At 73.1% G+C, this 26,409-nt stretch carries 23 protein-coding genes; 10 read left to right on the top strand and 13 right to left on the bottom strand.

The genetic code is table 11. The features are described 5' to 3' along the window. Positions 1-64: 64 nt before the first annotated feature. The 4 genes from HD601_RS16230 to dhaK form a co-directional block, all read right to left on the bottom strand. On the bottom strand, positions 65-2,995 hold the full coding sequence (locus tag HD601_RS16230; protein WP_184823504.1) for a beta-L-arabinofuranosidase domain-containing protein: 2,931 nt from the start codon (positions 2,993-2,995) through the stop codon (positions 65-67). Between the two features lie 334 nt (positions 2,996-3,329). Then, positions 3,330-3,728: a dihydroxyacetone kinase phosphoryl donor subunit DhaM gene (dhaM, locus tag HD601_RS16235; protein WP_184823506.1), complete on the bottom strand. Its 399-nt coding sequence runs from the start codon at positions 3,726-3,728 to the stop codon at positions 3,330-3,332. Beyond that, positions 3,725-4,354: a dihydroxyacetone kinase subunit DhaL gene (gene dhaL / locus HD601_RS16240; RefSeq protein ID WP_184823508.1), complete on the bottom strand. Its 630-nt coding sequence runs from the start codon at positions 4,352-4,354 to the stop codon at positions 3,725-3,727. The genes dhaM and dhaL overlap by 4 nt, the downstream gene beginning before the upstream one ends. A gap of 2 nt (positions 4,355-4,356) precedes the next feature. After that, positions 4,357-5,349, bottom strand: coding sequence for a dihydroxyacetone kinase subunit DhaK (dhaK, locus tag HD601_RS16245; RefSeq protein ID WP_184823510.1), 993 nt, complete (start codon positions 5,347-5,349; stop codon positions 4,357-4,359). A 182-nt stretch (positions 5,350-5,531) separates the two neighbouring features. Between dhaK and HD601_RS16250 the strand changes: the two genes are divergently transcribed. Beyond that, positions 5,532-6,161 carry a helix-turn-helix domain-containing protein gene (locus HD601_RS16250; protein ID WP_184823512.1) on the top strand — a complete coding sequence of 210 codons (630 nt, stop codon included), beginning with the start codon at positions 5,532-5,534 and terminating at the stop codon, positions 6,159-6,161. Positions 6,162-6,176: 15 nt separating this feature from the next. Here HD601_RS16250 and HD601_RS16255 read toward each other — a convergent pair whose 3' ends face one another. Both HD601_RS16255 and HD601_RS16260 read right to left on the bottom strand, forming a co-directional pair. Continuing rightward, positions 6,177-7,745: a hypothetical protein gene (locus tag HD601_RS16255; protein ID WP_184823514.1), complete on the bottom strand. Its 1,569-nt coding sequence runs from the start codon at positions 7,743-7,745 to the stop codon at positions 6,177-6,179. Between the two features lie 27 nt (positions 7,746-7,772). Then, a complete protein-coding gene (locus HD601_RS16260; protein WP_184823516.1) occupies positions 7,773-8,270 on the bottom strand; it encodes a hypothetical protein in 498 nt (165 codons plus the stop codon). Between the two features lie 284 nt (positions 8,271-8,554). Between HD601_RS16260 and HD601_RS16265 the strand changes: the two genes are divergently transcribed. Then, positions 8,555-10,030, top strand: a complete 1,476-nt coding sequence (locus tag HD601_RS16265; RefSeq protein WP_184823518.1) for an FAD-dependent oxidoreductase — start codon at positions 8,555-8,557, stop codon at positions 10,028-10,030. Here the strand turns inward: HD601_RS16265 and HD601_RS16270 are convergent. Then, entirely contained in the window at positions 10,027-10,503 is a 477-nt protein-coding gene (locus tag HD601_RS16270) for an Lrp/AsnC family transcriptional regulator (RefSeq protein ID WP_184823520.1), read from the bottom strand. The genes HD601_RS16265 and HD601_RS16270 overlap by 4 nt on opposite strands. Before the next feature lie 122 nt (positions 10,504-10,625). Between HD601_RS16270 and hppD the strand changes: the two genes are divergently transcribed. After that, positions 10,626-11,834, top strand: a complete 1,209-nt coding sequence (gene hppD / locus HD601_RS16275) for a 4-hydroxyphenylpyruvate dioxygenase (protein WP_184823522.1) — start codon at positions 10,626-10,628, stop codon at positions 11,832-11,834. On the opposite strand, the gene HD601_RS16280 is transcribed toward hppD, so the two are convergent. Continuing rightward, positions 11,779-12,396 carry a hypothetical protein gene (locus HD601_RS16280; protein WP_184823524.1) on the bottom strand — a complete coding sequence of 206 codons (618 nt, stop codon included), beginning with the start codon at positions 12,394-12,396 and terminating at the stop codon, positions 11,779-11,781. The genes hppD and HD601_RS16280 overlap by 56 nt on opposite strands. A 12-nt stretch (positions 12,397-12,408) precedes the next feature. After that, positions 12,409-14,643 (bottom strand): preprotein translocase subunit SecA, encoded by a 2,235-nt coding sequence (locus HD601_RS16285; RefSeq protein WP_221441038.1) that lies wholly within the window; start codon positions 14,641-14,643, stop codon positions 12,409-12,411. A gap of 112 nt (positions 14,644-14,755) precedes the next feature. Between HD601_RS16285 and HD601_RS16290 the strand changes: the two genes are divergently transcribed. The 4 genes from HD601_RS16290 (at position 14,756) to HD601_RS16305 (ending at position 18,688) form a co-directional block, all read left to right on the top strand. Further along, positions 14,756-16,165, top strand: coding sequence for a M1 family metallopeptidase (locus HD601_RS16290; protein WP_184823526.1), 1,410 nt, complete (start codon positions 14,756-14,758; stop codon positions 16,163-16,165). A gap of 48 nt (positions 16,166-16,213) precedes the next feature. Next, a complete protein-coding gene (locus HD601_RS16295; protein ID WP_221441039.1) occupies positions 16,214-16,651 on the top strand; it encodes an ArsR/SmtB family transcription factor in 438 nt (145 codons plus the stop codon). Continuing rightward, positions 16,651-17,586 (top strand): cation diffusion facilitator family transporter, encoded by a 936-nt coding sequence (locus tag HD601_RS16300; RefSeq protein ID WP_184823529.1) that lies wholly within the window; start codon positions 16,651-16,653, stop codon positions 17,584-17,586. Before HD601_RS16295 ends, HD601_RS16300 begins: the two co-directional genes overlap by 1 nt. A 118-nt stretch (positions 17,587-17,704) precedes the next feature. Then, positions 17,705-18,688, top strand: a complete 984-nt coding sequence (locus HD601_RS16305; protein ID WP_221441040.1) for a type IV toxin-antitoxin system AbiEi family antitoxin domain-containing protein — start codon at positions 17,705-17,707, stop codon at positions 18,686-18,688. 3 nt (positions 18,689-18,691) lie between these two features. On the opposite strand, the gene fahA is transcribed toward HD601_RS16305, so the two are convergent. After that, on the bottom strand, positions 18,692-19,897 hold the full coding sequence (gene fahA / locus HD601_RS16310) for a fumarylacetoacetase (protein ID WP_184823531.1): 1,206 nt from the start codon (positions 19,895-19,897) through the stop codon (positions 18,692-18,694). Further along, on the bottom strand, positions 19,894-20,748 hold the full coding sequence (locus HD601_RS16315; RefSeq protein ID WP_184823533.1) for a hypothetical protein: 855 nt from the start codon (positions 20,746-20,748) through the stop codon (positions 19,894-19,896). The genes fahA and HD601_RS16315 overlap by 4 nt, the downstream gene beginning before the upstream one ends. A gap of 82 nt (positions 20,749-20,830) precedes the next feature. Here HD601_RS16315 and HD601_RS16320 point away from each other — a divergent pair, with 82 nt between their 5' ends. Both HD601_RS16320 and HD601_RS16325 read left to right on the top strand, forming a co-directional pair. Next, entirely contained in the window at positions 20,831-22,063 is a 1,233-nt protein-coding gene (locus HD601_RS16320) for a homogentisate 1,2-dioxygenase (protein ID WP_221441041.1), read from the top strand. Positions 22,064-22,150: 87 nt separating this feature from the next. Continuing rightward, positions 22,151-23,146 (top strand): hypothetical protein, encoded by a 996-nt coding sequence (locus tag HD601_RS16325; protein WP_184823535.1) that lies wholly within the window; start codon positions 22,151-22,153, stop codon positions 23,144-23,146. Between the two features lie 56 nt (positions 23,147-23,202). On the opposite strand, the gene HD601_RS16330 is transcribed toward HD601_RS16325, so the two are convergent. Then, positions 23,203-24,129 carry a hypothetical protein gene (locus HD601_RS16330; protein ID WP_221441042.1) on the bottom strand — a complete coding sequence of 309 codons (927 nt, stop codon included), beginning with the start codon at positions 24,127-24,129 and terminating at the stop codon, positions 23,203-23,205. Then, a complete protein-coding gene (locus HD601_RS16335) occupies positions 24,126-25,058 on the bottom strand; it encodes an ATP-binding cassette domain-containing protein (protein ID WP_184823537.1) in 933 nt (310 codons plus the stop codon). Before HD601_RS16335 ends, HD601_RS16330 begins: the two co-directional genes overlap by 4 nt. 134 nt (positions 25,059-25,192) lie before the next feature. Here HD601_RS16335 and HD601_RS35805 point away from each other — a divergent pair, with 134 nt between their 5' ends. After that, on the top strand, positions 25,193-26,401 hold the full coding sequence (locus tag HD601_RS35805; RefSeq protein ID WP_184823539.1) for a histidine kinase: 1,209 nt from the start codon (positions 25,193-25,195) through the stop codon (positions 26,399-26,401). Positions 26,402-26,409 lie beyond the last annotated feature (8 nt).

Here is a 26,409-nt window from a genome sequence, read left to right on the forward strand (position 1 = left end):
GGCTGCGGGCGGATCACCGGGGTTCTGGGACCGCCGGTGATCCGCCCGCCGTTTCTAGGAGAGGTCAGAACTCGCTCTGCGCCCGGGCGGCCGCGATGAGGATGTCCTGCCGCTGCCGCCGGGTGTGCCGGCCGGCCTCGAACCACTCACCGGAGACTGTCTCGACCCGGCGGAGGAACGCACCGTGGTCGGCGAACGGCGCGGAGTCCCAGACCCGGTCGAGGAACGTCTCGCCGTTCTGGTCGCGGACGGCGTCGTTCGGTACGCCGGTCTTCTGCGACCGGAAGACCACCTCGGGCTCCACGCGCTTGAAGTACGTGTGGAACGAGTTGAACTGTCCGGGCACCGGGTCGGCGATGTAGTACGGCGCCAGCAGGTAGCCGTGCGTCGTGAAGTGCATCGACGCGTCGCTGGCCTGGATCGACGGCGCGAGGTCGCCGTTCAGTCCGAGCTGGGAGAAGAACGAGAACTCCCGGTAGCTCGTGTTCGCGTCGCGCACCACCATGAGCGTCGGGCCGTACATGATCGACTGCACCGACTTGTCGTTGACCGCCTTGTCGACCCAGAAGCTCAGCGGCATCGTGATGTCGACGACGTCGCCGGCCTGCCAGACCCGGCTGATCGTGACGTACGAGGTCGGCGTCGCGTCGACCTTCTGGTCCTTGCCGTTGACGGCGACCTTGTAGCCCTGCTTCGCCCAGCCGGGGACGCGGAGCTTCAGGTCCAGGGCGCCGCTGCCGGCCTGGAAGCGCAGGCGGGTCGACCCGGCCGCCGGGAATGCCGTCTCCTGGGAGATGACGAAGCCGCGCTCGGGCCAGTTCAGCGTCGCCTGGATGAACAGGTTCAGGTAGAGCGCCGACCCGTCGCCGGACCGGAAGAACACCGTCTCCTGGTACTTCGTGTGGCTCTCGACGCCGGTGCCGTTGCAGCAGCTGCCGTTGCCGCCGTAGCGGCTGTACTCGATGGTGTTGCCGATGCGCCGCGACCGGCCCGGCCACATGTTCTGGTGGTACGTGACCTCGGTGTTCGTGTTGCTGTCGATGTCGCGGCGCGAGCTGAGGATCTGGTTGTGCAGGGCCTGCTCGTAGAAGTCCATGAAGGCCGGCTCGGGCTCGATGAAGAACAGGTTCCGCGTGAGCCGGAGCATGTTGTACGCGCAGCAGGTCTCGGCGTGCCGCGGGTCGCTGGTCGACGTGAACCCGGAGGTGATGTCGCCGCGGGCGCGGAAGTGCTCGCTGCGCCCGGCGCCGCCGTTGCTGAACGTGCGGTGCGGCACGACCATGCCCCAGAAGTTGCGGGCGGCGGTGTGGAAGTCCTCTTCGCCGGTGTGCTCGAAGATGCGCAGGTAGCCGATGTTCGGCGCCATGTACTGGTTCGCGTGCCGGCCGTTGAGCTGGTCGACGTCGGCGATCGTGGCGTTGAACAGGGTGCTGAACGTGAACATCTTGGCGGCCTCGAGGAACCGGTCGCGCTGCGCGCTGTCGCTGGTGTGCGACGCGAGCTCGGCCATGACCTCGTTCATCGATCCGGCCTCGCCGGCGCTGTAGGTGTTCCACATGCTGTCGCGGCCCGCGGGGGTGAGGGCGCTCAGCCGGCTGTGGACCCACTCGCCCATGCGGAACAGGATCGGCAGCGCGTCCTCGTTGCCGGTGATGTCGTAGGCGTTGAGCAGCCCGCGCATGATCTTGTGGTGGGTGTACCAGACCGCCCAGACGGCGTTCGGCCCGCTGTTGGGCTGCACCATCGGCGGCTCGATGCGGATGAACTGGCCCTCGGGGAACGCGGCCAGGTAGCCGAGGTGGCCGGTGCCGATGATCGTGGCGTCGCGGCCGTGGCCCGACGCGTCCGGCGCGGCCTGGCCCTCGTCGTCGAAGGTCCAGCGGGCCAGCAGGCCGGCGCCGTCGACCCCGCCGGTCGGGTCCGTGGTGGCAGACGCGAGCGCCTGGACCTCGGCCGCGGACAGCGCCCGGCCGTGCAGCGAGACCTCGTCGACCGCGGCGTTGAGCAGCGCGTGGTCGTTGCTGGTGGAGCGGCCGATCCAGTTGCTGACGGTGGCGCCGAGGGCCGCCGGGGTAACCGTCATGGCGGCGTTGACGCCGACCTCGGTGCCGTTGACGTAGAGCCGGCCGGTGCCGCCGCTGAGGGTGACGGCGACGTGCGACCAGGTGCCGACCGGCAGCTGCACGGGGGAGTCGATGCGCTGCTCGCCGTTGGCGCCGTTGAGCGTGATCGCGAAGCGCGGGCCGACGGTGTCGGAGATGCGCGCCGTCAGGGCCAGATAGACGCTGCTGGTCCTCGCGATGGTGAGGATGCGCGCGTTGGTCTGGTTCGCGACGGGGTTCACCCAGGCCGAGATGGTGAGGTCCGTGACGTCGGCGTTGATGCCGGCGGGCAGCGTGACGAACTGGTTCGGGTGCGGGTCGCTGAGCTGCGCGGCCTTGCCGAACTTGCCGGCGACGCGGCCGAAGTTGCGCTGGTCGAGGGCGTCCTGGACCTTGGCGAGCTCGGCGACGATGTAGTCGAGCTTCGTCAGGAACTGCTCCTCGCCGGTGGCCGCCCATGCCTGCGCCAGCATGGTCATCCAGTGGCCGGAGAAGTGGCCGCGGAGCAGGTGGTTCGGGGTGTCCCAGCCGCCCGGCCAGGTGCCCGGCGCCGGCAGGCCCGCGTTGCGCCGGAACAGGTGCAGCATGCGGTCCGGCCCGTCGAGCATGTTCCCGGTGCCCGGGTAGTTGCGGGCGTAGTTGAGCATCCGGTCGCGCTTCTCCTTGTAGATGCCGTCGCCCAGGGTGACCTGGTTCAGCGCGAACGGCGCGACCTCCCACGTGCCCGATGTCCAGCCCGGTCGCGGCGCGCCGCCCGGGATGGCCGCGGCGATGCTGGTGCTGGCGCTCGCGGCGGGTGCGAACGCGCCGGCGACGGCGGAGCCCGCCGCAGGCGCGGCCGCTGCCATCGCGCCCATGCGCAACGCGTCGCGTCGGGAGAATCTCTTGCTCATCTCGCCCTCCTCGTTCCGGCCCTCGTTGGCCGCGCAGTGGTGCATATGTGAGCGTTAACAGGAGCGTTCCGGGGTCCGCCCTGGGCGGAATGTGACCGGTAACAGGTGAAATATGGCATCCGCGCCTGGCGCGGGTCAAGGGTGATCGACGACGGCGTGAACGTGCGGTGTCGGCGTGGTCGCCGGCCGCAGCGGTCGCCGTCGCCCCGCGAACCCACCCCTCGAAGTTGATCACGGAGAAATGCGGCTTCTGGTCGCCCGGGAACCCGCATTTCTCCATGATCAACTTTGAGGGGGAGGCGGGTGGGGTCGGTGAGGTGCGCGGGGCGGGCGGTCAGAGCTTGCGCATCGACCACGCGTGCTCGGCGGAGGTGACGACGGCGTCGAGGTCCTGTCCCGTCGACGCGAGCACGGCGGCCGCCACAGCGCCCTCGGCGAACGGGGCGTCGGCCAGCCGCACGACCGGAGCGTCGTCCTCGTCCTCGAGGTCCTCGAGCAGGGTCTTCGACGTCAGCACGGAGCTGCCCATGTCCATGAGCACGCAGACGCCGTCGCCGCTGTCGGCGGAGCGGACGGCCGCGGAGATCAGCTCGATGCTGGTGCCGAACCGGCCGTCGTCGGTGCCGCCCGCGGCCCTGATGGCGACCGACGGGCCCGCGAGCTCCGCCGCCAGCTCGGCGACGGAGCTCGCGACGGCCGGACTGTGCGAGACCAGCACGATGCCCACCGTCACGCCGTGACCTCCGCGAGCGCCCGCAGGATCAGCGCGAGCGACGCGGCGCCCGGGTCCTCGTGGCCGACGCTGCGCGGCCCGAGGTAGCTGGCCCGGCCCTTGCGCGCCTGCAGCGGGACCGTCGCGGCGAGCCCGGCCTCGGCGGCGTCGGCGCCGGCCTGCGCGGCGGCCGCGACGGTGCCGCCGTCGCCCGCGACCGCCTGGAACGCGGCGACCGCGGGCGTGAGGGCGTCGACCATGGTCTTGTCGCCCTCGGCGGCGCCGCCCAGCTCCTTGATCGCCGTCAGGGCGGCCTCGAGTGCCTCGCCGACCTGGGCGGCGTCGGCGTCGGTGGTGTCGCCGAGCGCCTTGCCGGCCCGGCGGAAGGCGGTGCCGTAGAGCGGGCCGGAGGCGCCGCCGGTCTTGGCGACGATGCCCCGGCCGGCGGCGACCAGGACGTCACCCGGCGTGGCTGGCTCCTTCTCGGCGATGTTGGCGAGGGCGGCGGTGAGCCCGCGGGCCATGTTGGCGCCGTGGTCGCCGTCGCCGATGGCGGCGTCGAGGCCGGTCAGACGCGCCTCGTTCGCCTTGACGACGGCCTCCGCCGCGGTGATCCAGGCCGTCGCCGTGGTGGTGTCGAATGCCATGCTCACCGTCCCCACCGCAGCGCGGGCGTCGACACCGGCGCGTCCCACAGCCGCAGCAGCTCGTCGTCGAGGGACATGACGGTGATGGAGAAGCCCTGCTGGTCGAGGCTGGTGATGTAGTTGCCGACCAGGCTCCGCGCGACGGTGCCGCCGTGGCCCTCGATCCAGGCGGTGGCCTCGGCGAACGCGCCGTACAGCTCGATCAGCGGGGTGCCGCCCTGCCCGTTGAGCATGACCAGGAGGTTGCCCGAGACGGGCCGGTCGGCGTGGATGACGTCGAGGGAGTAGGCGACGAGGTCGTGCACGGGTGCCATGGCGCCGCGCTCGCGGCCCGGCTCGCCGTGGATGCCGACGCCCAGCTCGACCTCGTTCTCGGCGAGGTCGAAGCCCGGCTTGCCGGCCGCCGGGACGGTGCCCGCGTGCAGTGCGATGGCGAACGAGCGGGTGGCCTCGTTGACGCGGGTGGCCAGGGCGGCGACGGTGTCGAGGTCGGCGCCCTCCTCGGCGGCGGCCCCGGCGATCTTCTCGACGAAGACCGTGCCCCCGACGCCGCGGCGTCCCGCGGTGTAGGTGGAGTCCTCGACGGCGGCGTCGTCGTTGGTGACCACGCTGACGACGCGGATGTCCTCGTCCTCGGCCAGCTCGGCCGCCATGCGGAAGTTGAGGACGTCGCCGGTGTAGTTCTTCACGATGTGCAGTACGCCGGACCCGTGGTCGGCGGCCTTCGTGGCGGCCAGGATCTGGTCGGGGACGGGTGACGTGTAGACCTCGCCCGGCGCGGCGGCGTCGAGCATGCCGTATCCGACGTAGCCGCCGTGCAGCGGCTCGTGCCCGGAGCCACCCCCCGAGACCAGTCCCACCTTGCCCGCCATGGCGCCGCCGGCCCGCGAGACGACCCGGTTCTCGAGGTCGACGGCGAGCGACGGGTGGGCGGCGGCCATGCCGCGCAGGGCGTCGGCGATGACCGAGTCGGGGGAGTTGATCAGCTTCTTCATCGACGGACCGACCTTTCCGTGATTCGTCCGAGCCACGCTTCCCCGGCGAGGACGCAGGAGGCCTGCGGACCGTCCTGTGCTCCTGGCCGCGCTGTGGGCGATGCGCTGATGTCATCTGCGTGACACAGTACGCGCGAAACTCCGCTCCGGACCGGGCACCGCGGAACCTCTATGGTGGGGCCGTGGTGGAGATCTCGCAGACCCTCGATCGTGGGCTACGCCTGCTCGAGGTGCTGTCCGGGTCGAGCGGCGGGCTCAGCGTCGCCGAGGCCTCCGTCGTGCTCGGCGTCAACCGCACCATCGTCTACCGCCTGCTGGCCACGCTCGAGCAGCACGGCCTCGTGCGCCGGGTAGCCGGGGGCCGGTTCAGCGTCGGCTTCGGCGTGCTCACGCTGGCCGGCAGCGTGCAGCCGTCGCTGCGCCAGGTCGCCCAGCCGGTGCTGCGATCGCTGGCCGAGGACGTCGGAGCCACGGCGCACCTCACCATCGCCGACGGCGCCGAGGCGCTGGCCGTCGCGGTGGTCGAGCCGACCCGCACCGACTACCACGTCGCCTACCGGGTGGGCTCGCGGCACGTGCTCGAGCGGGGTGCGGCCGGACGGGCGATCCTGGGGGCGCGGACGGGGTCGCCGGCGTTCGTGGCGACGGCGGGAGAGCTGCAGACCGGGGCCAGCGGGGTGGCGGCGCCGGTGGTCGGCGTGCCCGGCGTCGAGGCGAGTGTCGGGGTCATCGCGCTCGGCGCGCTCGACGCGGACACCGTCGGGCCCCGGACGGTCGCAGCCGCGGCCGAGCTGGCGGCGGCGCTGGCCTGAGGCCGTTGGTCGTCGCTATTCCGCGACGGTGACCTCGATCTCGTTGGAGACCTCTTCGGCGTCGTCGATGTTCACGACGCGGAAGTAGTTCGGGCCGGGCGCGTCGGTGGCGACCGAGCCGCTGAACGAGCCGTCGGCGCGAGTGGTGAACGTGAGCGGCCGGCTGGCGGGGTAGTCGACCCACTCGCCGTCGCCAACCCGGTGCTGCAGCGTCACCTCGACGCCGTCGTCGACGGGCGCGAGCGTGCCGGCCAGCGCGATGAGGTCGTTCGGCGCGACGGAGACGGGGTCGGCCGTGAGGGTGAGGCCCTCGGCGGGCGGCGCCTCGCCCTCGCCCGGCGTGCCGGGGTCGGAGGTGGCCGCGTCGCCGGCCGGGTCGCTGCCGTCGTCGCGCGAGCCGAACCAGGCGCCCCCGGCGAACCCGAGGACGGCGGCGACGGCGAGGCAGGCGGCGAGCGTGCCGCCAGTGGTGCGTTGGGGCGGGTCGCCGCCGGTCTTGCGCGGGCGGATGCTCGGCGACCGGCCGCGGGTGCCGCCGCCGGTGCGCGCCGACGGCTCGCGCTCAGGGGCGTCGTCGTCCTCGTCGACCGGGTCGGGCGCCAGAGCGGGCGCGAAGGCGTGGATGGTCGGCGGCGCGGCGACGGTGCTCGCCACCGGAGCGGGAGACGGTGCGGAAGCCGGCGCCGGGACGGGCGCGCGGCGCGTGACCGCGGTCTCGGGCGGGGGTGGGGGTGCCCAGGCCTGCGTGACCGGCCCGGAGGCCCGGCTCGCGCGGTGGCTCGGCGCGGCGGGCGCCGCCTCGGGCTCGTTCAGGCCGAGCGGGTCGTCGGGGTCGGGCTCCTGGCTCGGGCCGGACCAGAACGGGGTGCCGAAGACGGGCGTGCCGGCCGCGGCCGCCGTCGCGGCGTCGTCGATGGGGACGGGGCCCGAGCGGCGGGTCGCGGCGCGGCGGCCGCCCGCGGCGTGCCTGGACGCGCGGGAGCCCCGGACCGGCTCGTCGCCGCTCGGATGCTCCGGCCGGGCGGACTCGGCCGCGGGCTCGGGGCCGGCGGCGTGGCGGGACTCGCCGGGATCGGGGGTGGGCCCGGTGGCGCGCGCACGGCGGGCGCCGCGGGTCTCGCCGGGGGCGTCCGCGCCCGGCGCGGCCTCGTGTCTCGACTCGGCCGGCGGTGGGGTGGCGGGCGGCGGGGCGGCGGCCGGCTCCGCACCGGAACCCGCGTCGCGATCGCCGGGCCGGCCGAGGTCGGCCCGGCCGGACGGGGCGGCGTGTTTGGAGGCGTGGCGGCGAGCGGGCTCGTCCTCGGCGGGCCGCTGGGGCGCGTCGAGCCCCAGCGGATCGGCGGCGTCCGCGCCGATCAGGCCGCCGAAGCCGGGCAGCAGCGGCCCGGTCTCGTGCGGTGCGGGGCCGGCGGACTCGAGCCACGCCGCGATGCCGAGGTCGTCGCCGGTCTCGGTGACCTCAGGTGCGGAGGAGTCGCCGGAGCGGCGGCCCGGGTCGTTGCCGGAGCCGCGATCGGCCGCGCGTCGGCCACCGGCCGCGTGCCTGGAGGTCGGCCGGGCGTCACCTGAGGCTGGAGGAGGCATCGTCGCCTATTGAAGCATCCGGCACCGTCAGCCGATGGTCACGTCGACGGCGTTTGAGACGACCGTCTCGTCGTCCGCGCGGACGACGCGGAAGCTGTTGACGCCTTCACGCTGGGAGTTCACGCGCGAGGTGCCCGCGCCGTTCGCATCGATGACGATCGGACTGACGTTGGGGAAGGCCTCCCACTCGCCGCCGTCGACGCTGCGCTGGATGATCAGCTCGACGCCTTCCTCGGCGGGCTCCATGGTGACGGCGAAGTTGATGTCGCCCCCTGGAGCCACCTGGGTGGGGTCGGCGGACAGCGTGATGGCGCCCTCGCCCGCGGGGGTCTCGGTGGGCGGCGGGGTCTCGCCGCCGGCCGGGGTCTCGCCCACGGGCGTGGTGCTGTCGCCCGAGGTGGACTCCGAGTCGGACGGGCTGCCGCCGCCGGACTGCGAGCCGATGTACGCACCGCCACCGAACCCGACGATGGCGGCGATGATGAGGCAGGCGGCGAGCGCGCCGCCCGAGGCTCGACTGGACATCGGAGACATTCAACCCTGCTACCCGGGGGGCGAGGCAAGTCCGCAGGGCCGCGACGATTGACATGACCAGCAGTGACGCTGACTGTGATGTCCGTGACAGGTGCGCCGGGCGCCCAGGCGGGTACGGTGCCGACAGGCCCAGGAGGGCCGGGCAGACCGGTGACGAGAGGGGGCCGGAGGCCTCCTCGACGTCATCGGTACGAGGCACCGAGTCAGGGCGACCGTTGCTGGGGACATGCCCGGCCCGACGACATCCGAGGGCAATGAGGAGCCGGAGGGATGCGATGAGTGACGCGCCGGACGTCGTCGTGGTCGGAGGCGGGCCCACCGGCCTGCTGCTCGCAGGCGACCTGGCCGCTGCGGGCGTCGCGTGCACCCTGGTCGAGCAGCGCACCGGCCGCTCCCCGCTGACCCGCGCGTTCGCCGTCCACGCGCGCACGCTCGAGGTGTTCGACGCCCGCGGCATCGCCGAACAGGTCATCGGCACCGGGCAGCGGGTCGCGGCGCTCAGCCTGTTCGGCAACGTCGAGGTCGATCTCTCCGATCTGCCGACGCGGTTCCCGTTCGTGCTGGTCACGCCCCAGTACAACGTCGAGGACGTGCTCGCCGAACGCGCCCGGGCCGCCGGCGCCGCCGTCGTCACCGGCACCGAGGTCACCGGCCTCGACCAGGACGGCGACGGCGTCACCGTACGACTGACCGGCGACGACGGCGGCAGGCGAGAGCTGCGGGCGGCGTACGCCGTCGGCGCCGACGGGGTCCGCTCGACCGTCCGCGATGCGCTCGGGCTGCCGTTCCCCGGCGAGGCCGTCGTGCAGTCGGTCATGCTGGCCGACGTCCGCCTGGCCGACCCGCCCGCCGAGGTCCTGGTCGTCAACGCCAACGACGACGGGTTCGCGTTCATCGCCCCGTACGGCGACGGCTGGTACCGCGTCATCGCCTGGGACCGCCGCGAGCAGCGTCCCGACGACGACCCCGTCGACCTCGACGAGATCCGTGACGTCGCGACCCGCGTGCTCGGCACCGACTACGGCATGCACGACGTGCGCTGGATGTCGCGCTTCCACAGCGACGAGCGGCTGGTCCCGCGCTACCGCGAGGGCCGGGCGTTCCTGGCCGGCGACGCCGCGCACGTGCACTCGCCGGCCGGCGGGCAGGGCATGAACACCGGCCTGCAAGATGCCGCCAACCTGGGCTGGAAGCTCGCGGCGGCCGTGCAGGGCTGGGCGCCGCCCGGGCTGCTCGACAGCTACGACACAGAGCGCCGCGCCGTCGGGGCCAGCGTGGTGCAGGGCAGCGGGACGCTGCTGCGCATGGCGCTGACGGGGTCGGCGGCGCTGCGGGCGGTGCGCAACCTCGCCGGGGCCGTCGCCGCGAGCATCGGCCCGCTGCAGCGCAAGGCCGGCGAGTTCGTGTCGGGCCTCGCCATCGGCTACGGCCGCGAGCGCGGCGACCACCCGCTGGTGGGCAGGCGGGTCCCCGACGTCACCGTCGTCACCGAGTCCGGCACGAAGACGCGGCTCTACGAAGAGCTGCGCCGGGGCCGGTTCGTCCTGCTCACCGGTCAGGACCACCACGGCCTGGTCGACCCCTGGGGCGGCCGGGTCGACCTCGTCACGACTGTCGACCGCTCGCACGGCCTCACCCTGGTCCGCCCCGACGGCTACGTCGGCTGGGCCACCGACACCAGGCCGATGATCCGTCGCGACGCCGAGCTGCGCGCCGCCCTCATCGCCTGGGCGGGCGAGCCCGTCCGCTAACCGGCAGCCGACGCCGTCGCCGCCGATTCCACGAGCGGGAGGATCCGGGGCGCGACGACGGTGGACAGCGCGATCAGCGTCGAGGTACGGACGATGTCGTCGTCGCCCACGAGGTCGTCGATGACGCGCTGCAGGTCGTCGTTGTCGCGCGCGACGATGCGGCAGAGCAGGTCGCCCTGGCCGGTGATGGTGTGCACCTCGAGCACCTCGGGGATGCGGCTCAGGTGCGCCGCCACCGAGGCGCGGGCGCCCTGGCGGATGTCGAGCGACGCGAACGCCGTCACTCGGAAGCCCAGGGCGGCGGGGTCGACAGTCGGCGCCAGGCTGGCGATGACCCCGGTGTCGCGCAGGCGGTCGAGCCGGGCCTGGACGGTCCCGCGGGCGACCTGGAGCCGTCGCGACGCCTCGAGCACGCCGATGCGCGGCTGCTCGGTGAACAGCGCGAGGACGCGGGCGTCGAGGTCGTCGATCATGACCCCTCCTGTATGGACAACATGTACAGCGAATCACCGGTTACGGTAGCCACACCGTACACCGTGACCACTGGGTTACGTGCCACTTGCTCACTCCGTGACCGGACCGGCAGAGTCCAGTCATGACGGCCATCGATCACGCTCTGACCCCCGAAGAACGCGACGCCGACCTCGATCTCGAGCAGCTCAAGCAGCTCGTCGGCCTGGTGGAGTACGACGAGTCCAAGGACCCGTTCCCGGTCACGGCCATGGACGCGGTCGTGTTCGTCGCCGGCAACGCCACCCAGGCCGCGCACTTCTACCAGTCCGCCTTCGGCATGGAGCTGGTCGCCTACTCCGGCCCCGAGACCGGCAACCGCGACCACAAGGCGTTCGTGCTGCGCAGCGGGTCGGCCCGCTTCGTCATCCAGGGCGGCGTGCACCCCGAGAGCGGCCACCTCGACCACCACCGCCGCCACGGCGACGGCGTCATCGACCTCGCGCTCGAGGTGCCCGACGTCGACAAGTGCGTCGCGCACGCGCGGGCCCAGGGCGCCACCGTCCTCGAGGAGCCGCACGACGTCTCCGACGAGCACGGCACCGTCCGCCTGGCCGCCATCGCGACGTACGGCGAGACCCGGCACTCGCTGGTCGACCGGTCCCGCTACTCCGGCCCCTACCTGCCCGGCTACGTCGCCCGCACCTCCACCCACGTCAAGCGCGACGGCGCCCCGAAGCGGCTCTTCCAGGCCGTCGACCACTGCGTCGGCAACGTCGAGCTGGGCAAGATGGACTACTGGGTCGACTGGTACCGCAAGGTCATGGGCTTCGTGAACATGGCCGAGTTCGTCGGCGACGACATCGCCACCGAGTACTCCGCGCTCATGTCGAAGGTCGTCGCCAACGGCAACCACCGGGTGAAGTTCCCGCTCAACGAGCCGGCCGTCGCGAAGAAGAAGTCGCAGATCGACGAGTACCTCGAGTTCTACGGCGAGGCCGGCTGCCAGCACATCGCGCTGGCCACCAACGACATCCTGCGCACCGTCGACGCCATGCGCGCCGAGGGCATCGAGTTCCTCGACACCCCCGACGCCTATTACGACGACCCAGAGCTGCGGGCCCGCATCGGCACCGTCCGCGTCCCCGTCGAGGAGCTGAAGAAGCGCGGCATCCTGGTCGACCGCGACGAGGACGGCTACCTGCTGCAGATCTTCACCAAGCCCATCGGCGACCGCCCGACGGTGTTCTACGAGATGATCGAGCGGCACGGCTCGCTGGGCTTCGGCAAGGGCAACTTCAAGGCGCTGTTCGAGTCGATCGAGCGCGAGCAGGACCGGCGGGGGAACCTCTGAGCGTCCTCGCCTCCGTCGTCTGCACCAGTCCGTAGACGAAGCGGGCCAGCCGTCCCGAGCCGGTGGGCGTCGTGAACGCGACGTGCCACCGGCTCGGCGCATCACCCTCGAGGTGCTTGACGTCGGCATACGTCTTCTCGACGTCGCCGATGACGCACGACCACGGCTCGAGATCGCCGTCGGCGGGCAGCTCCGGGACGGCGCCGCCCTGCTCGCGGGCCAGCCAGCCGTTGACGACGGCGCCGGTCGCACTGGTCAGCAGCTCCCAGCGCAGGTCCGGCCAGAGCGGCAGGTACCAGTGGAACAGGCGGCACGTGACGTCGCCGATGGGCACCTCGCTCTGGCCGACCGGCCCGCCGAGCACGATGCGGTACCGGTCCAGTCCACGCGGCGCCGTGCGCGACCGCTCGACCGACTGCCAGAAAGCGTTGGCCTTGCGCGCGTCGGTGCGGGTGACGCCGAGCCGCTCCCAGGCGGCCTCGACCAGCTCCGGCTGGAAGTCCTGCATGCGTCGCAGCAGGACCAGCTGGAACTCGGTGACGCCAAACCCGCTGAGAGCCATCGGGCCAGTCTGTCAGCTCGCGGCGGGGCGCTCGTCGGGGTCGGGGCGGCCGAGGGCCCGCCGGGTGATGCCGGTGAGGAAGCGCTCGACCGGCGAGGCGAACGGGTCGTCGCGGACGACGTAGGTCCAGGTGGCCGACGGCCGGCCGAGGCCCAGCGTGTCGGCCTCGTCGGCGTCGGCGAGGTCCGGGTGGGCGGCCAGGAACGCGTCGGCGTCGTCTTCGGCCTGCCGCAGCAGCGGCTCGAAGGCCTGGACGGCCTCGGCGTTGAACTCGACGACCGGCGTCTTGCCCGACAGCGAGCGCAGGGGCGTGGAGTCGCGCACGTGCGCCAGGTGGGCGAGGTGGTCCGCCCACGCGCGGTCGAGGTGGAAGAGCCGCACACCGCGCTCCGGTTCGGGCAGCTCGAGCAGCTCCTCGCGGCGGGCGAGGACGTGGGCACGCTGGCGCCGGGGCACGACGGCGTACTCGTGGGTGTTCGTGTAGATGCGCAGGGCCACGCCCTCGGCCACGCGCTGGGCGTGCTCGGCCTGCGCGCGGGTGCCCGCGGACGTGATCGCGCCGTAGGCGTCCGCCGAGGCCCGCATGCGGGCGTGCTTGGCGATGACGTCGTCGTCGAGGCTGGCGAAGAACGCCGAGCCGCCGGGGTCGCCCTGCCGCCCGGCCCGGCCGCGCAGCTGGTCGTCGAGGCGCGCGGCCGCGTGCGGCTCCGTCCCGATGACCAGCAGCCCGCCCAGCTCGGCGACCTCCGCGCGAGCCCGGTCGCCGCCGTCGCCGTCGTCGCTCCCGCCGCCGAGCCGGATGTCGACGCCGCGGCCGGCCAGCTGGGTCGAGACGGTGACCGCGTCGCGCCGCCCGGCCTCGGCGATGACGGCGGCCTCGGCCTCGTCGTTCTTGGCGTTCAGGACGACGCAGTCGACGTCGGCGGCGGCCAGCAGCTCGGCGAGCTCCTCGCTGTCGGCGACGCTGGGCGTGCCCACGAGGACGGGCCGGCCGGTCGCGTGCGCGTCGGCGATGCGGGCGACGACGGCGCGCAGCTTGTCCGCGCGGGTGGCGTAGAGCGCGAGCGGCTCGTCGACGCGGACGCAGGGCAGGTTGGGCGCGACCACCTCGACCCGCAGGCGGTACATCCGGTCGAACTGCTCGACCGCTGTGGCCGCGGTGCCGGTCATGCCGCAGAGCAGGCCGAACTCCTGCACCAGCTCCGCCGCGGTGACGGAGTCGAGGATCTCGCCCGCCTGGCTCGGCGTCAGTCCCTCCTTCGCCTCGACGGCGGCCTGCAGCCCGTCGGGCCAGCGCTGCAGCCGGGCCACGCGGCCCTTCGAGGCGTCGACGAGCTGGACGGCGCCGTCGCGCACGAGGTAGTCGACGTCGCGGGTCAGCAGCGCCTCGGCGTGGACGGCGAGGTTGGCCCGGGTGAGGGTGCGCCCGCCGTCGGCCTCGGAGTACAGGTCGACGCCGAACTCCTCTTCGACGAGCGACTCGCCCGCCGGCGTGAACGCGACCCCGAAGCCGTCGTCGCTCACCGTGTAGTGCTCGCCCTTGCGCATCGTGGCGACCAGCCGGGCCATGGCGGTGTCGGACTCGGCGTCGTCGACGGCGCCGGCGAGGACGAGCGGCTGGCGGGCCTGGTCGATGAGGACGGAGTCGGCCTCGTCGACGACGACGACCTCGCGCCGGGCGCGCACGCGCTCCGCGGGGTCGCGGACCAGCCGGTCGCGCAGCTCGTCGAAGCCCAGCTCGCTGGCGGCGACGTAGGTGACGTCGGCGGCGTAGGCGGCCCGCCGCTCGTCCGGCTCCGTGTCGCCGTCGACCCAGGCGACGCTCACGCCGGCCGCGTCGTACAGCGGGCGCATCCAGGTGGCGTCGCGGCGGGCGAGGTAGTCGTTGGCCGCCAGGACGGTGACGTGCCGGCCGCGGGCGGCGGACAGCGTCGCCGCGAGCGCGCCGACCAGCGTCTTGCCCTCGCCGGTGTCGAGCTGCACGATCCGCCCGGCCAGCAGGCCGAGAACGGCGAGCAGCTGGTTGTCGTGGGCGCGTTCGCCGAGCGCCCGCCGTCCCAGCTCACGAGCGACGGCGATCGCCCGGTCGCCGTCGTCACCGCGCAGCCGCCGAGTCAGCTCGTCGTCGGGGAGATCGAGGAGCGCCGGCTCGGCCTGCGCCGCCTGGCGCACCGACCGGCGCGCGGCGGCGTCCGGAACCAGCGGACGGACACCGAGGAAACCCGCGAGACGCGCGCGCACACCCACGAGACCCGAGCCTATGCGGTCGCACGGGGGCGTTCCCTTTTGCCCCGAACTCGGGCAGGCTGCGGTGATCAACCGTCGACTACCGGGGGAGCGTGCTCGAATGAGAACTCGTATGAGGTCCGGTCTGGCCGCGGCGTGCGCCGTCGTGCTGACGGCGGGAGTCGTCCTGCCCGCCTCTGCCGCCGACGGCCAGTCGTCGCGGCCGGCCCCGGGCGGGTCCGGTGCGGGCGACGCCTACTTCCCGTTCGCGGGCAACGGCGGCTACGACGCCGTGCACTACGACCTCGACCTGCGCTACCAGCCGCCGGCCGCCGCGCCCGCGCCGCTGACCGGCCAGCTGACCGCCGTCGCGACCGTCACGATCGTGCCGACGCGGCATCTGACCAGCCTGAACCTGGACCTGCGCGGGCTGACCGTCGAGTCCGTCGTCGTCAAGAACCGGCCGGCGTCGTTCACCCGTCAGGGCGACGAGCTGGTCATCACGCCGAAGACGATCCTGCCCCGCGGCAGGGCCGTCGACGTCGTCGTCACCTACGGCGGCGCCACCGGCCGGCCGGTCGACATCGAGGGCGCCCTCTACGGCTGGGTGACCACGCGCGACGGCGCCATGGTGGCGAGCGAGCCGGACGGCTCGATGACCTGGTACCCCGTCAGCGACCACCCGACCGACAAGGCGACCTACGACGTCTCGGTCGACGTGCCGGCGGGTCTGGTCGCGGTCGGCAACGGCGACCTCGTCGGTTCCACGACCGCGAACGGGCGGACGACCTGGGAGTGGTCGTCGCGCGAGCCGATGGCGAGCTACCTGGTCACGGCGTCGGTCGGCAACTACGAGTTGCGGCAGTGGACGACGCCGGACGGCCTGCTGAACATCGACGCGATCGACCGCGACCTCGCGCCCGCGGCGTCGGCCGGCCTCGCGCAGACCGCCGAGATGATCGCGTTCTTCGAGACCCGCTTCGGGCCGTACCCGTTCTCCTCCTACGGCGCCATCGTCGACGACGACAGCGTCGGCTACGCGCTGGAGACGCAGACCCGGCCGATCTACTCCCGGAGCGCGTCGGAGGGCACGGTCGCCCACGAGCTCGCGCACCAGTGGATGGGCAACACCGTCAGCCCGGAGCGCTGGTCGGACATCTGGCTCAACGAGGGCTGGGCGTCGTACGCCGAGTGGCTCTGGTCCGAGCACGACGGGCGGACCACGGCGGCGGAGAACTTCGCCGACGTCATGGCGATCCCGGCGACCAACGCGTTCTGGCAGACGGTCGTCGCCGACCCGGGCCCGCTCGGGCTGTTCGCCGGCGCCGTCTACGACCGGGGCGCGGCGACGCTGTACGCGCTGCGCCAGGAGATCGGCGCGACGGCGTTCGACGCGCTGTCGGTCGAGTGGCCGACGCGGTACAAGGACTCGGTCGCGACGACGGACGACTTCCAGGCGCTGGCCGAGGAGCTGTCCGGCCAGGACCTCGAGGAGTTCTTCGACGTGTGGGTGTGGACGGCGGGCAAGCCGGCGCTGCCGTGACGCTGGGGCTCGTGGCCGTTCATCGGTGAGGGGCGTTATCATCGTCGTATGACGATGAATCGGACGTCCGCCGACACGGCGGCCGTGCAGCTGTTCCACAGCCTGGCCGACCCGGCCCGGCTCGAGATCGTGCGGCTGCTCGGCGCCGGTGAACGACGGGTGGTCGACCTCACCGCCGAACTCGGACTGGCCCAGTCGACGGTGTCCGGCCACCTGTCCTGCCTGCGCCACGCCGGGCTGGTCGAGCCGCACCCGCACGGCCGGTCCACGTACTACGCGCTCATCCGGCCCGAGCTGTGGGCCATGCTGGCCGCCGCCGAGGACGTCTTGGCGGCGGCCGGCTCACCTGCGCGGCTGTGCCCGGACGGTGCGGGCGCCGGTGCGGGGGCCGGTGCCGCGGGACCGCACGCTGACGCCGTCGTTCCCGGTCACCGGGCGCGCCCCGACACCGCCGCCCCCGCCACCAGACCCGGGCAGGCGCACTGATGGGCGCCGGACACGGTCACGGGCACGGCCTGCCGCCGCGCGGGGCCACCGCGTCGTACGCGTACCGGCGGCGCATGCAGGCGGTCCTGGTCATCATCGCCGTCGTGCTGGTGGCCGAGGTCGTCGGCGCGTTCATGTCCGGCTCGCTGGCGCTGTTCGCCGACGCCGGGCACATGCTGGCCGACGGGCTCGGGGTCGCGCTGGCGCTGCTGGCCACGGCCATCGCGGCCCGGCCGACGACCGTGGCGCGGACGTTCGGCTGGCAGCGGGCCGAGATCCTGGCAGCGCTCACCAACGGCGTGGTCGTCGCGGTCATCGGCGTGCTGGCGATCGTCGGCGGCGTCCGGCGGCTGGGCGACCCCGGCGAGATCGAGACCGGCATCATGCTGGTCGTCGCCGTGGTCGGCATGCTGGCGAACGTCGGCGGGCTGCTGCTGTTGCGCTCCGGGCAGTCCGCGAGCCTGAACGTGCGCGGCGCGTACCTCGAGGTCCTGGGCGACACGCTGGGATCGCTGGCCGTGGTGGCGGCGGCGCTGGTCATCATCGGGACCGGCTGGACACAGGCCGACGCGCTGGCGTCGATCCTCATCGGCCTGCTGATCCTGCCGCGCGCCTGGCTGCTGCTGCGCGAGGTGCTCGACGTGCTCCTCGAGGCCACCCCCAAGGGCGTCGACCTCGAGGACGTCCGCCGCCACATCATCGGCATCCCCGGCGTGGTCGACGTCCACGACCTGCACGCGTGGACCATCACCAGCGGCGTCCCGGTCCTGTCCGCCCACGTCGTCATCGCCGACGAGGCCCCGCCCGGGTGTGGTGCGGACTCGGTCCTGGACGGCCTGCACGACTGCCTCGCCGGCCACTTCGACATCGAGCACAGCACGTTCCAGATCGAGCCCGAAGGCCACGTCGAGCACGAGCACGCCGGCCACGCCTGACCCACCCGCCCATGATCATCAAAGAAATGGGGTGTCAGGGCGCCCCGTTTCTTTGATGATCATCGTTGTCCACAGGGCCGATTGGCGCGACGGCGTTGCCTGACGCACGCTGTGCGCCGTGGACCTCGACGACCTCATCGCCGACCAGCACGGCATCGTCAGCCGTGCTCAGGCGCTGGCGGCCGGGTTCAGTGCCGACAAGATCAGATGGCTGGTGGGGTCCGGGCGCTGGACCCGCATCCACGCCCACACCTACGCCACGGTCACCGGCCCGTTGACGTTCCACGCGCAGGTGTGGGCAGCGCTCCTGCGAGCCGGACCGGGCGCGGTCGCCAGCCATCGCACCGCGGCCTACCTCGGTGGCCTGTGCGACGACCCAGGCCCGGTGATCCACGTGACGGTGCCGGCCGACCGGTACGTCGGGGGCAAGATCGATGGCGTCCGCGTCCACTACGCGCACCGGCTGCCTCGAACCAGGCACCCGGCCGCCACGCCGGCCCGGACCCGCATCGACGAGACCGTGCTCGATCTCGTCAACATTGCGCCGGACCCCGGCGACGCGGAGGGCTGGGTGACGGCGGCCTGCCAGCGCCGCCTGACCACGCCCAAGCGGCTGACCGGAGCGCTGGCCCGGCGGAAGAAGATCCGCTGGCGCGGCATGGTCGAGGCCATGCTCGCCGACATCGCCGACGGTGCTCAGTCACCACTCGAGCTACGCCACCTGCACCGGGTCGAACGCGCCCACGGTCTGCCCACCGGCCAACGGCAGCGCCGCGTCGCGGGCCGGCGGGTCATCTGGATCGACGTCGACTACGACGAGTACCACGTCCGCGTGGAGCTCGATGGGCGCGTCGGGCATACCGGCGAAGGGCGCTTCCGCGACCACCGCCGCGACAATCGCGCCACCGTCGACGGGCGGGCCACGCTCCGGTACGGCCACGCCGACGTGTACGGCAAGCCGTGCACTGTCGCCGCCGAACAGGCCCGCGTCCTCCGAGCCCGCGGCTGGACGGGCACCCTCCGCTCGTGCGGCTCCCGGTGCCCAGCGACCCGCCCCATGATCATCAAAGAAACAGGGCGCCCTGACACCCCAATTCTTTGATGATCATGGGGTGGGGTGGATGGTTCCGGTCACTTCGCCCAACCTCTGGCGCGACTGGCCTGGGCCGGGGGCCGTGGCGCGGATGGTGATGGTGTCGCCGTCCTCGAGGAAGGAGCGCCGGGAGCCGTCGCTCAGCGTCACTGGTTCCGTGCCGTTCCAGGTCAGCTCCAGGAAGGAGCCGCTGTCCGGGCGGGGGGCGCTCACGGTTCCGCTTGCGTAGAGGTCGCCGGTGCGGACGGAGGCGCCGTTCACCGTCATATGGGCGAGCATCTGGGCCGGCGTCCAGTACAGGTCGCGCGACGGCGGGCGGGCGACGACTCTGTCGTTCCAGAGCACCTCGAAGGTCAGGTCCAGACCCCACGGCCCCTCGTCGCGCAAGTACGACGACAGTGCAGGCGAGCGCGGCGGCGGCGAGACGCGCGCCGGCTCCAGGGCGGCCAGCGGCACGACCCACGGCGACATCGAGGTCGCGAAGGACTTGCCCAGGAACGGCCCGAGCGGGACGTACTCGAAGGCCTGGATGTCGCGAGCCGACCAGTCGTTGACCAGCACCATGCCGAACACGTGGTCCTCGAACGACGACACCGGCACCCGCGACCCCAGCGCCGACGGCGTCCCGACCACGAACCCGGCCTCGACCTCGATGTCGAGCTTCAGCGACGGCCCGAACTCGACGTCCCCGGAAGCGCCGCCCACCCGGCGTAGCCCCGACGGCCGCACGATCGGCGTCCCGGAGACGACGACGGTGCCGCCCCGGCCGTGGTAGCCGATGGGCAGGTGCTTCCAGGCCGCGGGCAGCGCGGGGGAGTCGGGCCGGAAGATCTGCCCGACGTTCTCGGCGTGGGTCTGCGAGGCGTAGAAGTCGACGTAGTCGCCGACGGTGAACGGGCGGTGCAGCGTCGCCTCGGCCAGCGGGACGAGCTGCGGCTCGACGAGGTCGCGGTGCGGCGACTCGGTGACCACCTCGAGCAGCCAGCCGCGCACCGCGTCCCACGCCCGCCGGCCGGCCGCGAGGAACGGGTTCAGCGAGCGCTGCGCGAACAGGTGCGAGCCGTCCAGCCCCTCGACGGCGGCGAGCGGCGCGAGGTCGAGGATCCAGGAGCCGACCGCGACCCCGACCCGCGGCTCCTCGCCGTCGGTGGAGAAGACGCCGTAGGGCAGCGTCCAGGCGTCGAAGGGGGCGTCGTCGGCAAGATCCAACCAGGTCACCGCGCGACCCTACCGGGTTCGGACACCAGCCCGAGGCCGATCAGCTCCGACAGCGGCTCGGCGATGCTGCACGACCCGTAGGACCCGAACCAGCGCCGCACCGACGCCGCGTCGAGGCCGCCCACGGCGGCGGCCAAGCGGGCGCCGTCGTCGATCGACAGCACCCGCGCCAGGTCCGCCACGGACCCGCCGCCCGCCGCCGTCCCCACGGCGAGCAGCATGTTGAGGAACCCGTGCTCGACGGGGCCGCGGACGGCGTGGTGCAGGCCCGCGGTGAACTTCATGACGACGCCCCGGTCGAGGCACGCGACGACGAACGCCGCCACCTCCTCGTTCGACGGGACGGCGTCAGCCGCGGGTCCGCGGGTGCGCAGCTTCGCCCGGTAGCCGGCCTCGCTGATGACGTCGAGGGCCGACTCCCATCCCGGGGCGAGCGGCACCTCGACGTAGGCGGGCTCGTCGTCGTCGGGGCCACCGAGCGCGGCGTCCAGAGCGGCCACCGCCCGCCGGGCCGCGTCGCCGAGCGGCGACCCGCGCAGGGCCAGCTCGACGCCACGCAGCGTCAGGCCCGGCTCCCCGACGACGGTGTCGACGGCGCCGAGCGCGCCGGCCGTCCCGGTGTCGACGATGACGGCGACGCCCAGCGGCCCGCGTGCCTCCGGCAACCGCTGCGACAACGACGCAAGCGACGGCAGCGACGTCGCCGGGCAGAGCAGCGGCCCGACCAGGCCGGCGTACCAGGCCGACCGGTGCGCCACGTGCGCCGGGACGGCGTCGGCCAGCGGCAGGTCGCCCGGCGGGAACACGGCGGCGTCGTCGATCAGGCGGTCGAAGATCGGTGGAATCGTCATCGCAGGCCCGTCCTCCTTGACACCCATCTCACCATCCTCGACGCTGGTCGATATACGGGCAAGTGTGTCCGATTTCCGAACAATGCCGAACAACGCCGAGAAGGTGACGGAGATGTTCTACCGCAGCGTCGGCCAGGTCCCGCCGAAGCGGCACACTCAGTTCCGCAAGCCCGACGGCGCCCTGTACTACGAGGAGCTGATGGGCGAGGAGGGGTTCTCGTCGGACTCGTCGCTGCTCTACCACGAGGGCGTGCCGTCGGCCATCGTCGACTCGCGCATCTGGGAGCTGCCCGACGCCCGCACCGTCGCCAACCACCCGCTCAAGCCGATGCACCTCAAGCCGCACGACCTCTTCCCGGGCAAGGACTGGAAGGCGTTCGACGTGGTCACCGGTCGCCGGCTGCTGCTCGGCAACGGCGACGTCCGCATCGCCTACGTCGCGGCCGGCGAGTCGTCGCCGCTCTACCGCAACGCCATCGGCGACGAGTGCGTGTACGTCGAGGACGGCGAGGCGACGCTCGAGACCATGTTCGGCCTGCTGCACGTCCGCAAGGGCGACTACGCGATCATCCCGCGCGCGACGGTGCACCGCTGGGTCCCGACGGGGGACGGCCCGCTCCGCGCGTACGTCGTCGAGGCGAACTCGCACATCACGCCGCCGAAGCGGTACCTGTCGCGGTTCGGCCAGTTCCTCGAGCACGCGCCGTACTGCGAGCGCGACCTGACCGCGCCGGCGGAGCCGTTCGTCACCGAGGGCACCGACGTCGACGTGTACACGAAGCACCGCGGCCACGGCCCGTCCGGCCTGGTCGGCAGCATCGTGACCTACCCGACGCACCCGTTCGACGTGGTCGGCTGGGACGGCTGCCTCTACCCGTACACGTTCAACGTCGACGACTTCGAACCGATCACCGGGCGCATCCACCAGCCGCCGCCCGTGCACCAGGTCTTCGAGGGCTACAACTTCGTCATCTGCAACTTCGTGCCGCGCAAGGTCGACTACCACCCGCTGGCCGTGCCGGTGCCGTACTTCCACTCCAACGTCGACTCCGACGAGGTCATGTTCTACTGCGGCGGCGACTACGAGGCGCGCAAGGGCTCCGGCATCGGCCAGGGCTCCATCACGCTGCACCCGGGCGGGCACTCGCACGGCCCGCAGCCGGCGGCGATCGAGCGGGCGCTGGGCAAGGACTACTTCGACGAGCTCGCCGTCATGGTCGACACCTTCCGGCCGCTCGAGATCGGCGAGGCCGGCCAGCAGAGCGACGACGGCGCCTACGCGTGGAGCTGGAGCGGCCGCGGCCCGACGGGGTGAGCCGCGGTTACCTTGTGGTGAATTGAGTTGTCGGTGGGCGGGACTAGAGTGCGTTCCACCTGGTCCTACCCCCTCCGAGGAGCCCCCGTGCGCCGCATCACCGGCTGCCTGCCCCTGGCCGCTGCCCTTCTCGTCCTCGCCGGCTGCGGTGACTCCGACGACGGCGGCGCGTCCGCCGCCGGCACCTCCTCGCCGACGGCGGAGGCCTCCGAGGAGCCCGAGCCCACGGACGAGCCGACCGAGGAGCCGGTGGCCGACGACGAGGTCTCGTGCAGCACCGACGACGCGCCTCAGGTCACCGTGGCCGACCCGGGCGCGGAGCCGCGCGCCCTCATGGAGCTCTCACCCACCGCCGGCCAGACCGTCGGACTCGACATGACCATCCTCACCGAGTCGACGCAGACCCTCGGCGGCGTGGCCCAGCCGCCGCAGCAGATCCCGCCGATGATCTTCGGCCTCGCGGTCACCATCGACGAGGTCACCGACGAGCAGATCTCCATGTCGGTCGTCTACGACCGCGCCGAGTTCGACTCCGACGACCCCCAGCTGCAGGCCGCCATGGGGTCGATGGTCGGCCTCACCAGCACGGTCACCACCGATCGCAGCGGCGTGTTCATCGAGGGCGACATCGACACCGCGGGCGTCTCCGACCCCGCGCTGGCCGCGGCCATCGGCCAGATGGGCGCCCAGCTCGAGCAGCTGGCCGTTCCGCTGCCCCGCGAACCGGTCGGAGTCGGCGCCGTCTGGGACGTCGCCACGGCCGTCGACTCCAACGGCGTCGTCTTCTGCAGCACCACCACCTACCGGCTCACTGAGTTCGACGGCACGGCGTACACCTTCGAGACCGAGGTGACGCAGCAGGCCCTGCCCACCACGCTCGAGCAGGGGACGGCGACCATCGAGGTCCTCGAGGGCACCGGGGCGGGCTCGGGCACCAGCAGCGGCAACCTGAGCTTCCCCATGGCCGTCACCGCCACCAGCAGCGGCTCCAACAGCATCCTGCTGCTGGTCGAGGACGGTTCCAACCGGGGCGAGATCGGCACCGACGTCTCGCTCGAGATGCAGCTCACCACGCGCGAGTGACCACGGCGGAGCGGGCGGCCCCTGGGCCGCCCGCTCACGTCATCGACCGCTCGTCGTCACACCACGTCGCGGTGGCGCATCAGTAGCGCGGCCACGGCGGCGAAGGCCACCAGGTACGCCGCCACCAGCAGCGCCGCCGGCCGGCCGTCGAGCACCGTCAGCACGCCCGGCGCACCGTCCGGGTCGCCCTGGCCGCCGGCGCCCAGCGCGCCGGCCAGCGAACCGGCCGCCGTCCCCGGTAGCACGTCGGTCACGTACTCCACGCCGCCCAGCAGGTTGCCGACGCCGCGCAGCAGGTTCTCGATCACCAGCGACCACACCAGCCCGAGGCCGACCGCCAGTGCGGGGCTGCGGGTCAGCACGCCGACCAGCACGCCGGCCGCGGCCCACATCCCGAAGATCAGCAGCGCTCCGCCGGCCGACTCCGCCAGCGGGCCGAGCGCCGGCCAGACGATGCTCTGCCCCTCGACGACGGCGATCAGGGTCGACGCGATGAGGTCGAGGACCAGCGTCGCCGCGACCACGCCGACGACCGCCACACCGACGGCGGCCAGGGTCCCGCCGAACGCCGGCACCCGGCGCGGGCCCTGCGTGAACACGGTCTTCCAGGCGCCCCAGCCGAAGCCGCTGCCGGCGGCCAGCGCGCCCAGGATGAACATGATCGCGCCGCCGAACATCGGCATGCCGCCGGTGAGGACCGACGGGATCGCCGCGGGCAGCAGGTCCGGCAGCAGCGCCTCGGGCGAGACGCCCTCGTTGGAGAAGCCGGACGATCCGGTGGCGTAGGCGATGTAGTTGAAAAGGTACGCGAAGGTGAGGTTCAGCAGCAGCCACACCGTCGCCAGGACCCAGACGGCGGGCCACTTGCGCAGGCGCAGCAGCTCGGCCCGGGTGCTGGCGAGCAGGCCGCCCAGCGGGCCGGTCGCGGATCGCGCCGCGCCGCTCCGGGCGGCGGGTGCGCTAGTCGTGGTCGCGGTGCTCATCGGTTCTCCTCCTGGTCCGAGTGGTCCGCCTGGTCCGGGTGGTCGGTCGTCATCTCGAAGAACACGTCCTCGAGGGACCGCTCCGAGGGGCGGATCTCGTGGATGTCGGCGCCGGCCTCGACCAGCGCGCGGGCCAGCTCGGGCGCCCGCTCCTCGGGCAGCTCCAGCCGGACCCCGTCGTCGGTGAGCTGGACGGCGTCGTCGCCGGCCACCTGCATCGACACCGCCAGCGCCAGCTCGACGGGCTGCGCGCGGACCAGCAGGGTGCTGGCGCCGCGCAGCTCGGCGACGGTGCTCTCGGCGAGCAGCCGGCCGTGCGCGATGACGCCGACGCGGTCGCAGATCTCCTGGACCTCGGCCAGCAGGTGGCTCGACAGCAGCACCGTCTGGCCCTGCTGCGCGAGGTCGACGACGAGCTTGCGCATGTCGGCCATGCCGGCGGGGTCGAGGCCGTTGGTCGGCTCGTCGAGGACCAGCAGGTCCGGCTCGCCGAGCAGCGCCGACGCCACGCCGAGCCGCTGCTTCATGCCCAGCGAGTACGACTTGAACGCGTCGCCGCCACGAGCCGCGAGATCGACCCGGTCGAGTGCCTCGTCGACGGCCCGGTCGGAGACGCCCTGGTAGCGGCCCATGACGCGCAGGTTGTCGCGGCCGGAGAGGTACGGGTAGAAGCCCGGCCCCTCGACCAGCGCGCCGATGCGGGACGTCGCGCCGGGCTCGCCGGGCGCGTGGCCCAGGATCGTCGCGGTCCCACTGGTGGGACGGACCAGGCCGAGCAGCATGCGCAGCGTGGTCGTCTTGCCGGCTCCGTTCGGTCCGAGGAAGCCGTACACCTCGCCGCTGCGGACGGTGAGGCTCACGTCGCTGACGGCGAGCCGTTCGCCGTAGCGCTTGGTCAGCCGGTCGGTGACCACGATGGTGTTCGTCATGGCTCCACGCTCCCGCGCAGCCGCCGTCGCCCGCGTCGGCTCCAGAGCGGCATCGCACGTACGCAGATCCGCGTAGTGCGGTTACGCCGCGTTGCCGACGCCGGCGACGGGGCGGCCGTCCTAGGGTCGGTGACGTGAAGAAGTACGCCCCTTTCAAGGTCTCGCTGCTCGACGCCGGCATCGCGCTGTTCCTGCTGTTCATCTGCATCGCGGGGACGCACGGTGCCAGCGCCGGCCAGGACGAGGGCCGCGACGCCGACGTGTACGCGTACGCCCTGGTGGTGCTCGCGACGCTGCCGTTCGTGCTGCGCAGCCGTTACCCGCGCACCGTCCTCATGGTGAGTGGCGCGGCCGTCCTGGGCTACCTCGCCGCCGGCTATCCGTACGGCCCGATCATGTTCACGATCCTGGTGGTCAGCTTCACGTTCGGGTACCAGCTGCCGCTGCGGACGGCGGTGCGGTGGATCGGCGGCTACTGGGCGCTCATCGCCGTCTTGTCGGTGTCGCGGCTGCTGGACGAGTCCGGCGACTTCTGGCGGCAGGCCAGCGCCGGGACCATCGGCTCGCTGGCCGCGTTCGCCGCACCGCTCGCCATCGGCGCGGCGCTGAAGACGCGGCGCGAGTCGCAGGCCGACGTCCGGGCGGCGCTGGCCCGCCGCGCGGTGTCGGAGGAACGGCTGCGCATGGCGCAGGAGCTGCACGACTCCGTCGGCCACGGGCTCGCGGTCATCGCCATGCAGGCCGGCGTCGCGCTGCACGTGCTGGAGCGCAATCCCGAGAAGGTGCGCGCGGCGCTCGAGGCCATCCGCGACACCAGCAAGTCCTCGCTCGACGGCCTGCGCGCCGAGCTGCAGGTGCTGCGCAGCCCCGTCACCGACGCCGCGCCCCGCCGTCCGGTCGCCGGGCTGTCCGAGGTCGGCGTGCTGCTCGACCGCATCCGGGCCGGCGGCGTCGAGGTGACGGCGGACCTCTCCGGGGCCGACGGCGACCTCCCGCCGGACGTCGACGTCGCCGCGTACCGGATCGTGCAGGAGTCGCTCACCAACGTGCTCCGCCACGCCGCCGCCACCCGGGCCGAGGTGCGCATCCGGCGCTCGGACGGCGAGCTGCTGCTGGACGTGAGCGACGACGGCGTGGGCGCCCGGCCCCGTGCGGAGCCGCAGCTGACGCCGTCGTCCCCCGATGGGTCGGGCACCGGAATCGCGGGCATGCGGGCCCGGGCCGAGGCGCTCGGCGGGCGGCTGCAGGCCGGTCCACGGACCGGCGGCGGGTTCGCCGTCCACGCCCGGCTGCCCCTCGTGCCCGCGGACCGTCAGACGGACATGTCAGGATCGACGCCATGAGCGACGGC

Source organism: Jiangella mangrovi (assembly GCF_014204975.1).
GTDB classification, from domain to species: Bacteria; Actinomycetota; Actinomycetes; order Jiangellales; family Jiangellaceae; genus Jiangella; species Jiangella mangrovi.

What these genes read in the sequence shown, in the direction of transcription:
- HD601_RS16255 (WP_184823514.1), bottom strand. Translation starts at nt 7,745, where the DNA reads ATGCCTCCTCCAGCCTCAGGTGACGCCCGGCCGACCTCCAGGCACGCG.
- hppD (WP_184823522.1), top strand. Translation starts at nt 10,626, where the DNA reads ATGACGGCCATCGATCACGCTCTGACCCCCGAAGAACGCGACGCCGAC.
- HD601_RS16295 (WP_221441039.1), top strand. Translation starts at nt 16,214, where the DNA reads ATGACGATGAATCGGACGTCCGCCGACACGGCGGCCGTGCAGCTGTTC.
- HD601_RS16335 (WP_184823537.1), bottom strand. Translation starts at nt 25,058, where the DNA reads ATGACGAACACCATCGTGGTCACCGACCGGCTGACCAAGCGCTACGGC.
- HD601_RS16270 (WP_184823520.1), bottom strand. Translation starts at nt 10,503, where the DNA reads ATGATCGACGACCTCGACGCCCGCGTCCTCGCGCTGTTCACCGAGCAG.
- HD601_RS16290 (WP_184823526.1), top strand. Translation starts at nt 14,756, where the DNA reads ATGAGGTCCGGTCTGGCCGCGGCGTGCGCCGTCGTGCTGACGGCGGGA.
- dhaL (WP_184823508.1), bottom strand. Translation starts at nt 4,354, where the DNA reads ATGGCATTCGACACCACCACGGCGACGGCCTGGATCACCGCGGCGGAG.
- HD601_RS16320 (WP_221441041.1), top strand. Translation starts at nt 20,831, where the DNA reads ATGCCGAACAACGCCGAGAAGGTGACGGAGATGTTCTACCGCAGCGTC.
- HD601_RS16315 (WP_184823533.1), bottom strand. Translation starts at nt 20,748, where the DNA reads ATGACGATTCCACCGATCTTCGACCGCCTGATCGACGACGCCGCCGTG.
- HD601_RS16265 (WP_184823518.1), top strand. Translation starts at nt 8,555, where the DNA reads ATGAGTGACGCGCCGGACGTCGTCGTGGTCGGAGGCGGGCCCACCGGC.
- HD601_RS16230 (WP_184823504.1), bottom strand. Translation starts at nt 2,995, where the DNA reads ATGAGCAAGAGATTCTCCCGACGCGACGCGTTGCGCATGGGCGCGATG.
- HD601_RS16300 (WP_184823529.1), top strand. Translation starts at nt 16,651, where the DNA reads ATGGGCGCCGGACACGGTCACGGGCACGGCCTGCCGCCGCGCGGGGCC.
- HD601_RS16260 (WP_184823516.1), bottom strand. Translation starts at nt 8,270, where the DNA reads ATGTCCAGTCGAGCCTCGGGCGGCGCGCTCGCCGCCTGCCTCATCATC.
- dhaK (WP_184823510.1), bottom strand. Translation starts at nt 5,349, where the DNA reads ATGAAGAAGCTGATCAACTCCCCCGACTCGGTCATCGCCGACGCCCTG.
- HD601_RS16280 (WP_184823524.1), bottom strand. Translation starts at nt 12,396, where the DNA reads ATGGCTCTCAGCGGGTTTGGCGTCACCGAGTTCCAGCTGGTCCTGCTG.
- HD601_RS16330 (WP_221441042.1), bottom strand. Translation starts at nt 24,129, where the DNA reads ATGAGCACCGCGACCACGACTAGCGCACCCGCCGCCCGGAGCGGCGCG.